Source organism: Aquitalea sp. (assembly GCF_030150775.1).
In the GTDB taxonomy this organism is placed as follows: Bacteria; Pseudomonadota; Gammaproteobacteria; order Burkholderiales; family Chromobacteriaceae; genus Aquitalea; species Aquitalea denitrificans.
This window is the reverse complement of the sequence record NZ_JASLFG010000056.1, coordinates 136127-150232: the sequence shown is the minus strand read 5'-3', so window position 1 is coordinate 150232 and position 14106 is coordinate 136127. Positions and strand designations below refer to the sequence as shown.

Here is a 14106-nt window from a genome sequence, read left to right as displayed (position 1 = left end):
CACAGGCTCCACCGGCCCAGCCCTGCCGGTGGCTGGCGCCGGTGGAGCCTGTGGGCCAGCAGGCGCGTGGCAGATCGCAGAAATCGTTTTGCGGGTCGATGATCAGCAGCTGGGTTTGTGCCATGGCATTTCTCCTGTGTTGGGTGCAGTTTAATTTAGTTAATTTAATTTTGCAACTAACTGATGACTGCCCCCTGAGGTGCGTTGAACCTTCCCCCAAGGGGGATGGCAGCCTTTGCTGCGGGGCGGCCCTTGCTGGCTGCCACTGAATTGGGTTGCGCCAGTCTCCTAGGCTGTGCCGAATATGTATGGCATGGGGCTGCAATGAAGACAGATCCAGTAGTACAAGAAAATTCGTGAGATGTAGGCATACTGTGTGGTTGAGAAAGTTGACTTGGTAAAAAAATGAATCGAACTGCTGGCGCCCATCCTTCGGTACTGGTCAGCGTGGACACGGTGGTGTTCACGCTGCGTGATGGTGCGCTGCAGCTCTTGCTGCTGCGCCGGGCACAGCAGCCGTTTCAAGGGGTATGGGCCCTGCCGGGCGGTTATGTGCATGCCGATGAAGACGCCGATGCCAAGGCCAGCGCTCTGCGCGTGTTGAAAGACAAGCTGGGCAATAGCGGGGCCTATCTGGAGCAGCTGGCCACTTTCAGCGGTCCGGCGCGTGACCCGCGCGGCTGGTCTGTGGCCATTGCCTATTGCGCGTTGCTGCCATGGGAGCAGGTGCCGCAGCGCGCCGATGTGCAGTTGCTGCCGGTGGAGGCGCTGGGCACGCTGCCTTTTGACCACCGCGCCATCGTTGACGTCGCGTTGGCCAGGGTGCGCAACAAAAGCCAGTACTCGTCGCTGCCGGTGCATTTGTGCGGACCCCATTTCACGCTGCCGCAGCTGCAGCAGGTCTATGAATACCTGTTGGGGGAGCCGCTGAACAAGGTCAGCTTTCGCCGCAAGATGGACGAGATGGCGCTGCTGGAGCCGGTGCCGGGCGCGCTGCACAGCGGTGGAGCCCATCGACCGGCCCAGCTCTATAGGGTGCGGGCTCCTTACAAGCAGGAGCTGGCGCTGAGTGTGCGCGGGCTTTAAAGCCGGTTCACTCAGGCCGCAATCCAGGATTTTCTGGCCGTAAAAAAAGCATGCCGAGGCATGCTTTTTTCGTTAGAAGGCCGTAGCCTTAGCAGCAGCGTACCGGGCGGCCCGCGCCGCCGCCGTAGCGGGCGTTGAGACGTTCCTTGAAGAACTCCTCATAGCTCATATAGGGTTGGCCCGGATGGGTTTGCTCCATATGGCGCACATAGGTGCCGTAGTCGGGCATGCCCACCATCATGCGTGCGGCCTGGCCGAGGTAGCTACCGGCTTGTTGCAGTTTTTTGAGCATGGTGTGTCCTTTCCTTGGCCTCAGACGCCCGAACCCGAAGGCATGGGCTGGAACGGGGTTTCGCGGTCGCTGCGCTCGGTCTGTCTATGGGCTTGGCGGCCCACCTTGACGGCATAGCACAGTACGCTAAAGACCACTACCAGGAAGATAGCGGTCAGCGTGGCATTGGTGTAGGCGTTGAAGGCAATGGCCTGCATCTGCTCCATGCTCTTGGCGGGGGCCAGGATTTGGCCGGAGGCGATGGCGTCGCTGTATTTCTTGCCCAGGCTGGTAAAGCCCACGGCAGGGTTGGGATCCAGCAGCTTGATCAGGCCTGCGGCCGTGGTGCACAGCAGCAACCAGGTGGCCGGCAATGCTGTGACCCAGGCGTAGCGGGCGCGCTTCATCTTGATCAGCACCACGGTGCCCAGCATCAGCGCGATGGCGGCCAGCATCTGGTTGGAGATACCGAACAGCGGCCACAGCGTGTTCACGCCACCCAGGGGGTCGACCACGCCCTGGTAAAGCAGCCAGCCCCACATGGCCACGCAGCCACCGGTGCCCACGGCATTGGCGGCCCAGGAGTCGGTCTTTTTCAGCGCAGGCACAAAGTTGCCCAGCAGGTCTTGCAGCATGAAGCGGCCGGCGCGGGTACCGGCGTCCACGGCCGTGAGGATGAACAGCGCTTCAAACAAAATTGCAAAGTGGTACCAGAAGGCCATGGTGTTCTCACCCGGCAGCACCTGGTGCAGGATGAAGGCAATGCCCACGGCCAGCGTGGGCGCGCCGCCTGCGCGGGCCAGAATGGTGTTCTCTCCCACGTCCTTGGCGACCTGGTCCAGTTGGTCGGCCGTGATGTGGAAGCCCCAGCCGCTGACGGCCGTGGCCACGCTCTGGGCATCGCTGCCCACCAGGGCGGCCGGGCTGTTCATGGCAAAGTAGACGCCAGGCTCGATCACGCAGGCTGCGACCATGGCCATGATGGCCACAAAAGACTCCATCAGCATGCCGCCGTAGCCTATGTAGCGGGCGTTGACCTCGTTGTCCAGCAGCTTGGGTGTGGTGCCTGAGGAGATCAGGGCGTGAAAGCCGGAGACCGCACCGCAGGCGATGGTGATGAACAGGAAGGGGAACATACTGCCCTTCCATACCGGGCCTGTGCCGTCGACGAATTGGGTCAGCGCCGGCATCTTGAACTGGGGGGCGACGAACAAAATGCCCAGGGCCAGACCGATGATGGTGCCGATCTTGAGGAAGGTGGACAGGTAGTCACGCGGGGCCAGCAGCAACCATACCGGCAGTACCGATGCGATGAAGCCGTAGCCAATCAGGATCCACGCCAGTGTGGTGCCCTGGAAGGTGAACAGCGGTGCCAGCGTCGGGCTGTGCGCCACATCGCCACCGTAGACAATGGCCAGCATCAGCAGGATGAAGCCGATAACTGAAATCTCGCCAATCTTGCCCGGACGGATGAAGCGGGTATACACCCCCATGAACAGGGCAATCGGAATGGTGCAGGCAATGGTGAAGGTACCCCACGGGCTGCCGGCCAGCGCCTTGACCACGACCAGCGCCAGTACTGCCAGCAGGATGATCATGATCATCAGGATGCCGATGGAGGCAATCACGCCGGGAATGGGGCCCAGCTCCAGGCGGATGATTTCACCCAGCGACTTGCCATCGCGGCGCATGGACAGGAACAGCACCAGGAAATCCTGTACCGCGCCGGCCAGCATCACGCCGATGAGAATCCACAAAGTCCCCGGCAGATAACCCATCTGCGCGGCCAGCACCGGGCCTACCAGCGGGCCGGCACCGGCAATGGCGGCAAAATGGTGGCCAAATACCACCCACTTGTTGGTGGGTACGTAGTCCAGCCCGTCATTATGCTTTTCTGCCGGTGTCAAACGGCGCGGATCCAGCTCCAGCACCTTATCGGCAATGAAACGGCTGTAGAAACGATAAGCGATGGAGTACACCGATACGGCAGCCACCACCAGCCAGACCGCATTGACCGGCTCACCTCGATTCAATGCCACCACGGCAAAGGCGATGGCGCCCGCCAGGGCGACGGCAATCCAGATTGCCCATTCCTTTAAGCGTTGCATGTGATTTTCTCTGTCCTTGAATTAATCATGGGCCGACATCGGGACCGGCCTGAATGTGTATGGAAAACACGCGTTTCATTCTGTTCGTATGGATTCGGAATTACAAGCCATCTGCCAGTATGGTGATACTATTTCTCCCATTGTTTCCGGCAGACACCGCATGGCACCCCACATTCTCATCATCGAAGATGACATCCATCTCTCCCAGCTGATTGCCGCCTACCTGACCAAGCATGGTTATCAGGTCAGCCAGCATGGCCGTGGCGACACCGCCGCCGATGTCATTCTGGACACCCGCCCCGACCTGGTCATCCTCGACGTCATGCTTCCCGGCAAGGAAGGTTTTGACGTCTGCCGCGAAGTGCGGCTGCGCTACCATGGCCGCATCCTGATCATGACAGCGCGGGATGAAGACGTGGATGAGATCCTGGGGCTGGAACTGGGAGCCGACGACTATCTGGCCAAACCAGTAGAACCGCGCCGGCTGCTGGCCCGGGTGCGCGCCCTGCTGCGCCGAGGTGCTTCAGATGAGGGCAGCGGTGACAACGAAGACAACGACGAACTGGCATTCGGCCAGTTCACCATCAGCCAGGGTACCCGCGCCGCCTATCTGGCCGGCGAGGAAATGGAACTCACCACCGCCGAGTTCGACCTGCTGTGGCTGCTGGCCAGCCATGCCGGCCAAGTACTGTCGCGTGACGACATCATGAACGAGCTGCGCGGCATTGGCTTTGACGGGCTGGACCGTTCCATCGACGCCCGCATCTCCCGCCTGCGCAAAAAACTGGGCGACAGCCCTGATTCGCCCACCCGCATCAAGACCGTGCGCGGCAAGGGCTATCTGTTCTCGCGTAGCGACTGGGAATGATGAAACTCGCCTCATTGCGGCCAGACCGCAAACCACGTGCCGGCAAGGCATCGCTGGCCACATTGTTTGCCCGCTATTTCATCATTGCCATGGCAGCAGAGCTGGCCATCATCATCGGTTTCGCCTTCATGCTGGGCAAGCTGTACCAGAACAGCGACAGCGAAAACGCCCGGCGCATGCTGGACGGCCCCGCCTCCTTGCTGGTGCAGGAGCTGCAACGCGTGCCGGTGGCCGCCCGCGAACACGCCTTGCCACAACTCGTCCGTCACTTCAGCTATCCGGTAAAACTGATATCCAGCCTGCCCGCTGATCTGGACCCGGAAAGCCAGCAGAACTTTACCAGCGGCAAAACCTATCTGGATTTCGATAACAACCTGCTCTACATCCCGCTGCCGGATGAAAAGCGCATGCTGTTGCTCGGCCCGCTGGACGCCACCCCCAACAGCAACGACAGTGGCTGGATTACCGAAGACATCGAGGTACTGCTGCTGTGGATCGTATTCACCGGCGGCACGCTGGGCCTGCTGATGTACTTCTACCTGCGACCGATGTGGCGTGACCTGGTGTCGGTACGCGATGCCGCCGAGCTGTTTGCCAACGGCGACTTCCATGTGCGCACCCCGCAAGCCCACAGCCGCCTGTTTGCCCCGCTATCCACCGCGCTCAACAGCATGGCCGCCCGACTGGAACGTTTGCTGGAAATGCACCAGGCCATGAGCCACGCGGTGGCACATGAAATCCGCACCCCGATTGCCCGGCTGCGCTTTGGCCTGACCATGCTGGAAGAAGAAGACAACGAAGACGAACGCCGTCGCTACAGTGACGGCATGGAACGCGACATGCAGGAGCTGGAAGAACTGATCACTGCCAGCATGGAATACGCCAAGCTCAACCGCGGTGAGTCCATCCTGCAGCGCGAGCAGGTAGATCTGTACGACTGGTTTGACGACCTGCTGGATCTGGTCAACCCGCTTAAGCCCCCCGGCATCAGCCTCACCATGGACTGCGCCCGCGGCCAGGCCACCTTCGACCGCAAGCTCATCTACGTGGCCAGCCGCAACCTGCTGCTCAACGCCTTCAAATATGCGCAGCATCAGGTACATCTGATCGTGGAACGCCAGGGCACCATGCTGGAAATCCAGGTGGATGATGATGGGCATGGCATTCCGGAAGCGGACCGCGAACGCATCTTCGAACCCTTCCGGCGGCTGGACCGCAGCCGTGACCGCTCCACCGGCGGTTATGGCCTGGGCTTGTCCTATGTACGGCTGATTGCCGAACACCACGGTGGCAGCGCCTTTGCCGGTAGCAGCCCGCTGGGCGGTGCCCGGCTGACCTTGCGCATTGCATTGAGTTGACAGCCATCGGGTCACAGCCTGTCACAAAGCGCGGACACGAAGCGGACAGACCAACACGATACAGCCCCGCATAATGCAGGCTGTTCAATTTGAGTATGCGGAATTGCCATGCGCTCTCCCCGACCTGCTGCCCTGCTGATCCACGGGCTTGGTGGAACTGTCTATGACCTGGGCTCGCTGGGTCGTACCCTGGAAGATGTGGGCATCGTCACGCATGCGCCGCTGCTGCCCGGGCATGGCACGGAACCGACCGACTTGCTGGACATCGGCTGGACCGACTGGATAGACAGCATGCGGGCCGAATACCGCGCGCTGAAGCAACGCCATGGCGTGGTGCATCTGGCCGGGGTTTGCCTGGGTGCGCTGGTGGCACTGGAAGTGGCGCGGCTGGAAAACCATCAGGACAAGCTGGCACTGTACGCACCGCCGCTATTCCTCGATGGCTGGAGCCTGCCGCGTCTGACCTGGCTGCGCCCGCTGGGTTATATCCTGCCAGGCATGGCGCGCCGCATGCGCATTCCGGAAGCCGAGCCCTTCGGTATCAAGAACCCGCGCATCCGCAAGCTGATCCAGCAACGCTTCGAGCGTGGCGAGCGCTTCCACTACCCCTATGTACCCTTGGCCTGTATCCGCGAAGTCGACAAGCTGCGCCGCCAGCTGATGCCGCGCCTGGCGCAGATTACCTGCCCCACCCTGATCGTGCATGCCGACGAAGACGACATCACAAGCCCGCGCTCGGCCCATCATTTGCAAGCCCATCTGGGCGGCAAGGTGGATTTCATGCCACTGTCGGACAGCTATCACATGATTCTGGTCGATAACGAGCGCATGGCCGTGCTGGCTCGCAGCGTGGACTTCTTCCAGGCACGCCCGGCACCACGCAAGGACACCAGCAGCGCCAGCATCAGCCAGTGGCCTGCCGACGCAGTCACCGCCTGAATCCGGTAGCACATCCCCACAGGGCCGCCACGCCATCGCGTCGCGGCCCTGCTTTCATTCCGGCGTCCCAAGTTCCGACGCTTCATCATTCGCAACAAAGTCCGGCGCTTTGTCACCCACCGTCACCAAGCCGGCACAGCGCTGGCACACAGGCAGGACGCTAGCCGCACAGTAACGGATGCTGGCTCTGGCACACTGTATTGCATGCAGACGGCCTTGCCGCAGACACCCCCGAGCCTGCGACAAACCTCTTGCTTTGTATCTGTAAGGGTCTGGCAACAGACCTGTACTCCTCTGTCCTTTGTGTGACGATGTGCAGCCCGCCTTCCCGGCGGGTTCTTTTTTTCTGCCCTCGCTACAGCCCACACCAGTGCAGCAGCCAGAACCCCCTCTGCTACAATGCCAGCCACACGACCACCCAGGATATTGCGATGAGCCACCCCCATGCCGACAAGGTGAAAGCCTTTTTGCTGCAGTTGCAAGACCATATCTGTGCCGCCCTGGAACAGGCTGACGGCCAGGGGCGCTTTATCGAGGACGCCTGGCAGCGTCCGGCGGGTGGTGGCGGGCGCAGCCGGGTGCTGAGCAAAGGCGCGGTATTCGAACAGGCCGGGGTGAATTTTTCCCATGTCAGCGGCGATGCCCTGCCGGCATCGGCCACCGCACACCGCCCGGAACTGGCTGGCCGCCGCTTCGAGGCCATGGGCGTATCGCTGGTGATTCATCCGGAAAACCCGCACATTCCCACCAGCCATGCCAATGTGCGCTTTTTCATTGCCGAACAAGACGGTACCGAGCCGATCTGGTGGTTTGGCGGCGGTTTTGACCTGACACCCTACTATGCAGTGGAAGAAGACGTGGTCCACTGGCACAGCGTGGCACGTGATCTGTGCCAGCCCTTTGGCAGCACGGTGTATGCCGATTACAAGAAATGGTGTGACGAATACTTCTTCCTCAAGCACCGCAACGAAGCCCGTGGCGTGGGCGGGCTGTTTTTTGACGATCTGAACGCCTGGGGTTTCGAGCGCAGCTTTGACTTTCTGCAAGCGGTGGGCAATGGTTTTGTCAGCGCCTATGTCCCCATCGTGGACAAGCGCAAAGCCACCCCGTGGACCGATGCCCAGCGCCAGTTCCAGCTGTACCGCCGTGGTCGCTATGTGGAATTCAATCTGGTGTGGGACCGCGGCACACTGTTTGGCCTGCAGACCGGTGGCCGTACCGAATCCATCCTGATGTCCATGCCGCCGCTGGTACGCTGGGAATACGGCTACCAGCCGGAACCGGGTAGCACGGAGGCAGAGCTGTACGAGCGCTTTCTGCCCGCCCGCAACTGGGTATAAACGCGATCACTGCACACCGGGTGGCTGACCATGCCAATCCAGGCACACCCGGTTGCGTCCCTCCTGCTTGGCACGATACATGGCGTCGTCTGCCCGTTTCAGTACCGCTCCGGCCTGGCTGTCGCTGGCCAGCACCACGGCACAGCCCATGCTTGCCGTCACCTTGCCCGGCAAGCCCAGCTTGCTCCAGTGCAGCCGCTCCAGCTGCAGACGCAGGCGGACGGCTGCTTTCATGGCATCGCGCAAATCGGCACCAGGCAGAATCAACACGAACTCCTCGCCGCCCAACCTTGCCACCTTGTCCTCACTGCGCAACAGATGGCGCGCCAGCCTTACCAGCACTTTCAGCACATCGTCCCCCATGGCATGCCCGAAGCTGTCGTTTACCTTCTTGAAATGATCCAGATCCACCATCACCAGGGAAAACACCGTGCCATGTTCCCGATAGGCCTGATACAGCTGTGCCAGCAAGGCCTGGAAAGCACGATGGTTGAGTGCGCCGGTGAGGGCATCGTGCTCGGACAGACGACGCAATTCGCGGTTAAGTCTCCAGGTTCGGAGCAGTAGCAGCAAGGCCAGCCACAGCAGCAGAGCCGCCACCATGCCAGGCGCACAGCCCTTGGCTATCTCTCGTGCCAGCCAGTGATTGGGCAGGTAGTGCACCACCCGCATGCCGGTGTTGCCCACGGCAAATACCCGTACATGCGCCCCCGCGCCCGCTTCGTACTCGGCAGAGACCGGCAGTTCCAGCAGGTTTTCCTGTGGCAGCGCCTGCTCGTTGCTGGCCGCCACCACCTGGTTCTGGGCATTGAGCAGATACAGGCTGCCCAGTGGCGCCTCAACACTGCCAAGCAGGCGATTGAGCATGGAAACACTGACATCTATGCACAAGGCACCACGAAACTGGTGATCCACCCAGATGGGCTGGCTGATGGTGAGCATCTGCCCCTTGCCGGCCTGGTCGATATACACCGGCGTGATCACCCGTCGGCCCTGCGGATTGACTGCCGGCTGGGCCATGCGCCAGAACTGCCCGGCAGCGGTGGCGGGACTGTAGTGATAACTGGAGGAAGAGGTGAACGGGTAAATGTAGATGAACTGCTGGTTGGACAGGTAATACACCCAGGCCACGCCCTGATCACCCAGATGGCGATAGGCTGCCGTCAGCATCGGGGCCATCCCCAATGTCACGCCAATTTCGTGGCGGTGTCGCGCATCCAGGGTGGCGACCTGTCCCAGCCCGGTAAGATTGCCCAGTTCGGCATGGGTAAATGGTGGCGGCAGCGTGTCTAGTGCATAGAAGGCCTGCCCGGGTGGATTGTGCAAGGCAGCGGATAGTAGCTCGGCATTATGATGCGGCCTGCCCCATTGCAGCTCGTTCACCGTTTCGGACTGGATGGTGTCGATGAAACCGAAGATGCGGGCAAAATGCTGGTTAACGCCGGTTACCGCATGGTGGGCGTACTGGTCTGCCAGGCTAAGCGAGCGCGAGTAGACATACCAGCCATTGGATGCCAGCAGCAGCATGATCACCAGCGCCAGACCAAACCGAAAGGCAGGCTGATGATCCAGAACCACTTCCCCTAACCATATCCTGCGCATCTTGCCCACTCACCAGCAACACACTTGTCTGAATAAAACCGTACTTTGTATATGTTGACAAGTAATAGTGGTCAAAATTTGCACACCCCAGCAGGCAAAATTTCAACGTCATGCAATGAAAAACGGGCCCGATGGGCCCGTTTCAGCAGCAAGCAGCAATCAGATGGCCAGCTTGGCAATGGCGTCTTTGGCAGCGTAGATGGCAGTTGCACGCTTGTCTTCACCCATATTGACCGCTTCGGCGCGGATGAAGGCGATATCGGTAATACCCAGAAAACCCAGTACGGTGCGCAGATAGTCTTCCTGGAAGTCCATCAACTGGCCCTGTTCCGTGGAGTACACACCACCACGGCTGGACACGATCACCACCTTCTTGCCACCTGCCAGGCCTTGCGGGCCGTTTTCGGTGTACTTGAAGGTACGGCCTGCGGCGGCTACGCGGTCAACCCAGCTCTTGAGCTGCGAAGGAATGGAGAAGTTGTACATCGGCGCGCCGATCACCAGTACGTCGCTGGCCAGGAATTCTTCAATCAGCGCATTGCTCAGCGCGCTTTCCTGACGCTGGGTTTCAGTCCAGTCAGCCTCGGCAGTGAAATTGGCACCGATGATTTCGCCGGACAGATGGGCAATCGGCTGGGCAGCCAGATCTCGGTAGCTCACGCTGACAGCTGCATGTTTCTGGCGGACGGCATCCACCACGGCAGCAGTCAGCTGACGGGAAACGGAGTTCTGACCGAGGATGCTGGAATCAAGGTGCAACAGTTTCATGGTGGACTTCCTTTATGTGCAGTGGGGTATGGCTGAATAGTAGTTTTTGTAGCCAATCATGACTAGACTGCTAAAAAAGGAAACATTGTTCCACCAATAGGACAATAAAATGCAAGACCTTAACGACCTGCTTTACTTTGCCAAGGTGGTGGAATTTGGTGGCTTCATGGCGGCCAGCCGTATGTTGGGCATTCCCAAGTCCCGCCTGTCACGGCGGGTAGCCGAACTGGAAGAGCGGCTGGGCGTGCGCCTGTTGCAACGTACCACCCGTCGCCTGGCGCTTACCGAGGTAGGCAGCAGCTATTACCAACACTGCCAGGCCATGCTGGCAGAGGCAGAAGCCGCTGACGATGCCATCTCGCGCATTACCGCCGAGCCGCGCGGGCTGGTGCGGGTCAGCTGTCCGGAACTGCTGGCCAAGACCCTTCTGGCCCCGGTATTGCCGCGCTTCATGCAGCGCTATCCGCAGGTACGGGTAGCACTGGAAGCCACCAGCCGGCGGGTAGACCTGATAGAAGACAATATTGATGTGGCGCTACGGGTGCGCAACAGCATAGACAACAGCGCCAATCTGGTAGTACGCCAGTTGGCAGTGAGCCAGGTCATCCTGGTGGCCAGCCCGGCCTTCATGCAACAGCACCCGATGCCGCAATCACCGGCAGAACTGGCCGGGCTGCCCGCGCTCACCATGAGCCGTCCGGACGGGCGCGGCCAATGGCAGCTGCTGGATCAAGCCGGCCACACCTACAGCCTGCAGATCGACAATCCGCGCCTGATGACCGACGATCTGCTGGTGCTGCTGGAGTCTGCCATTGCCGGACTGGGCGTGGCCGCCCTGCCGGTGATGGTGTGCGACGAGGCACTGCAGCAAGGTCGGCTGGTCAGACTGCTGCCCGCCTTCGACAGCCCGTGGGGCATTCTGCATGCCGCCTTCACCACCCGGCGCGGCCTGTCACCGGCCATCCGCTCCTTCATCGACTTTCTGGTGACCGACCTGATTCCACCCGGCCACCCGTCCTACCTGCCCCCCGGCTGAGCCTGCGTGGCGGCTTGCCGTCTGCGCAAATAAACCTGTAACTGGTCAATCGGCACCGGGCGGGAATAATAGTAACCCTGCACTTGGTCACACCCCATCTGCAGTAGCAGGTCGGCAATCTGCCGGCTTTCCACGCCTTCGGCCAGCGTGTTCAACTGCAGCTTGTGGGCCATTTCGATGATGGCGCACACGATATTGGCATCATCCGGATCGAAAGCCAGGTTGCGGATGAAAGATTGATCAATCTTGAGGGTGTTGACTGCCAGCCGCTTGAGATAGGCCAGACTGGAGTAGCCAGTGCCGAAATCATCAATTGCCAGCCGCACGCCCAGCTGGCTCAGCCGGTGCAGAGTGGATAGCACCGCTTCGGTCTGGTGCAGCAAGGTGGTTTCTGTCAGTTCCAGTTCCAGCAGATGCGGTGCCAGTCCGCTGCTGGCCAGGGCGGATGCCACCGCCTGCTCCAGATTACCGCGCTTGAACTGCACGGCAGACAGATTGACAGCCACCACCACCGGGCTGTCATAACAGGACTGCCACGACATGGCCTGACGGCAGGCTTCGTGCAGCACCCATTCGCCCAGCGGCACGATCAAGCCGCTGCTCTCCGCCATGGGGATGAACTGTGCAGGAGGAATCAGGGTTTCGCCGTCCTGCCAGCGAACCAGCGCCTCCACCCCCAGCACCCGCTCATCGCCCAGCCGCAGCTGTGGCTGGTAATGCAGCACAAACTGGCCACTCTCCAGCGCCGTCAGAAACTGGCTGCGCAAACGCAGCATTTCCTGCGCCTCTACATGCATGGCGGCATCAAACAACCGGCAGGTATTCCGCCCGGCATCCTTGGCGTGATACATGGCGGTATCCGCCTTTTTCATCAAGGTGGTGAAGTCATCGCCGTCTACCGGATACAGCGCCACCCCGATGGATGCCGAGGTGGACAGCTGGTGGCGGCTCAGCGTAAATGGAGCCTCCAACCCATGCAGGATGCGTCCGATCAGCGGCAGCAGCGCGTCCACGCCGGCAATACCGGGCAAGAGCAGCAAAAACTCGTCGCCGCCCAGCCGGCAGGCTGTATCGTGCTCACGCAACAGGCTGCGAAGACGCAGGGCCACGGCTTGCAGCATTTCGTCGCCCACATCGTGGCCTAGCGAGTCGTTGATGGTCTTGAAGCCATCCAGGTCCAGAAACAGCATGGCCAGCATGCCGCCCTGGCGCTGGGCCAGACTGGCCAGCTGGCAAAAATGTTCTTCCGCCAGCATGCGGTTGGGCAGGCCGGTCAGCACATCATGGTGTGCCAGAAAAGCAATCTGCTGCTGCTGACGCTTGCCCTCGCCAATATCCTGGAACAACAGCACCGCGCCAATATCCCGCCCGTCCTTGACCAGCGGATAGGCATCGTAACGCACCGCCAGCAAGGTACCATCCGCACGCGTGAAGACATCATCCTCGGCATGGGCACTGTGGCCCTGACGCAAGGCCTGGCGGATGGGGCAGTCTTCTGCTGGCAAGAACTGGCCATCCGGCAGGTGCTGGTGGATCAACGACAGCAAATCCACCCCCAGCAAGGCGGGATCTTCCTGATAGGCAAGCAGCCGGCGGGCCGCCGGATTGGAAAAGATGCAGCGCCCGTCATGATCCATGCCGCAGATACCCTCGCCCACCGAATTGATCAGCAGCTGGAAACGGTCTTCACTGGCTTGCAAGTCTGCCGTGGCATCCTGCTGGCGTACCTCCGAGCGCTGCAAGCGGTACAGCAGCAATCCCAGCGCCAGCAATACCATCAGGCTGACCCCCACCGTCCCCAGCAAGGTGGCATACCACGGCGCAAGAAAATCGCGGCTGGCAATGCCGGCCCCCAGGTAGAAGGGGTAGTCACCAATCCGCCGGAAGGCATAGACACGCTCGATATGATCGACATCGGAGTGATAGCGCAAAGTACCCAGTGCGTCTCCGGCATCGATACGCTGCTGCATAGGGTTGTAGTTGAGGCTGTGGTTAACGGTATCGGGCTGTTCTGGCAGGCGCAGCACCAGTCGGCCATCATCGCTGCGCCGGAAAGTAATCACGCCATGCGGGCCAAGATCCACCGCGGCAAACAGTTTCTGGAAATAGGCAATGTCCAGCGGTGCCATGGCTACGCCGGCAAAGCCGCCGCGGGCATCCCGAATGGGTACGGCAATGTATAGCTGACGGGTGTGGCTGAGCCGGCCGATGGAGACTTCCGAAAAAAACAAGGACTGTTGCGGATGCTGCTGCAGGAGCTTGTAATAGCTGCGGTCGCGTACGGATGCCTCTGGTAGCAGAAAATCCGAGGCGTACAACACATTGCCCTGGGCATCAATCAACCGCAGGCCAACGATTTCCGGAAAATGGCTGGCCCGTAAGGCCAGTTCACGCTGGATGGCAAGCGCATGCTGTGCGCGCACATCCAGCGACATCACGGCAGGAGGAGTTGTCCTGGCCAGCTCCTCCAAAGTGGCCTGGCTGCGTCGCAAGGTTGCTTCCAGCCTGGCCTCCAGCACCCTTACGACATTGCTGGCATTAACCTCGGCCTGACGCTGCTTCTCCACATAGGAGGTTCCCAGCAGAAAGGCAATCAGCGCTGCCGTCGCCACGAACAACAGCAGGAAAAACACAATGAAAGTGCGTTGCGAGCGCTGCATCATGGAGGGAGAAATGGTGAATGCCGTTTTTTATATTAGCAAATATGCCATCCTTTATCCCAGTTTACAG

The 14106-nt window shown here is 60.6% G+C and carries 11 protein-coding genes; 6 read left to right on the top strand and 5 right to left on the bottom strand.

From position 1 onward, the window contains the following. Positions 1-405: 405 nt before the first annotated feature. Complete coding sequence (locus QVF59_RS19040) at positions 406-1086, top strand: NUDIX hydrolase (RefSeq protein WP_287881917.1); 681 nt, start codon at positions 406-408, stop codon at positions 1084-1086. Positions 1087-1174: 88 nt separating this feature from the next. Here QVF59_RS19040 and QVF59_RS19035 read toward each other — a convergent pair whose 3' ends face one another. Both QVF59_RS19035 and QVF59_RS19030 read right to left on the bottom strand, forming a co-directional pair. Then, positions 1175-1378 (bottom strand): YbdD/YjiX family protein, encoded by a 204-nt coding sequence (locus QVF59_RS19035; protein WP_287881915.1) that lies wholly within the window; start codon positions 1376-1378, stop codon positions 1175-1177. A 20-nt stretch (positions 1379-1398) separates the two neighbouring features. Further along, on the bottom strand, positions 1399-3465 hold the full coding sequence (locus QVF59_RS19030) for a carbon starvation CstA family protein (protein ID WP_287881913.1): 2067 nt from the start codon (positions 3463-3465) through the stop codon (positions 1399-1401). A 160-nt stretch (positions 3466-3625) separates the two neighbouring features. On the opposite strand from QVF59_RS19030, the gene QVF59_RS19025 reads away from it, so the two are divergent. The 4 genes from QVF59_RS19025 (at position 3626) to hemF (ending at position 7970) form a co-directional block, all read left to right on the top strand. Then, on the top strand, positions 3626-4333 hold the full coding sequence (locus tag QVF59_RS19025; RefSeq protein WP_287881911.1) for a winged helix-turn-helix domain-containing protein: 708 nt from the start codon (positions 3626-3628) through the stop codon (positions 4331-4333). Continuing rightward, positions 4330-5691, top strand: a complete 1362-nt coding sequence (locus QVF59_RS19020; RefSeq protein ID WP_240902568.1) for an ATP-binding protein — start codon at positions 4330-4332, stop codon at positions 5689-5691. Before QVF59_RS19025 ends, QVF59_RS19020 begins: the two co-directional genes overlap by 4 nt. Before the next feature lie 108 nt (positions 5692-5799). Next, complete coding sequence (locus QVF59_RS19015) at positions 5800-6630, top strand: alpha/beta hydrolase (RefSeq protein WP_159874713.1); 831 nt, start codon at positions 5800-5802, stop codon at positions 6628-6630. Between the two features lie 431 nt (positions 6631-7061). Then, positions 7062-7970 (top strand): oxygen-dependent coproporphyrinogen oxidase, encoded by a 909-nt coding sequence (gene hemF, locus QVF59_RS19010; RefSeq protein WP_287881908.1) that lies wholly within the window; start codon positions 7062-7064, stop codon positions 7968-7970. A 6-nt stretch (positions 7971-7976) separates the two neighbouring features. Here hemF and QVF59_RS19005 read toward each other — a convergent pair whose 3' ends face one another. Both QVF59_RS19005 and QVF59_RS19000 read right to left on the bottom strand, forming a co-directional pair. Further along, positions 7977-9548, bottom strand: coding sequence for a sensor domain-containing diguanylate cyclase (locus tag QVF59_RS19005; protein ID WP_287881906.1), 1572 nt, complete (start codon positions 9546-9548; stop codon positions 7977-7979). A 183-nt stretch (positions 9549-9731) separates the two neighbouring features. After that, positions 9732-10340, bottom strand: coding sequence for an FMN-dependent NADH-azoreductase (locus tag QVF59_RS19000; RefSeq protein ID WP_287881904.1), 609 nt, complete (start codon positions 10338-10340; stop codon positions 9732-9734). A 109-nt stretch (positions 10341-10449) separates the two neighbouring features. On the opposite strand from QVF59_RS19000, the gene QVF59_RS18995 reads away from it, so the two are divergent. Next, on the top strand, positions 10450-11376 hold the full coding sequence (locus tag QVF59_RS18995) for a LysR substrate-binding domain-containing protein (RefSeq protein WP_287881903.1): 927 nt from the start codon (positions 10450-10452) through the stop codon (positions 11374-11376). On the opposite strand, the gene QVF59_RS18990 is transcribed toward QVF59_RS18995, so the two are convergent. After that, complete coding sequence (locus tag QVF59_RS18990) at positions 11358-14039, bottom strand: bifunctional diguanylate cyclase/phosphodiesterase (protein ID WP_287881901.1); 2682 nt, start codon at positions 14037-14039, stop codon at positions 11358-11360. The two genes, QVF59_RS18995 and QVF59_RS18990, sit on opposite strands and share 19 nt — an antisense overlap. Positions 14040-14106: the final 67 nt, after the last annotated feature.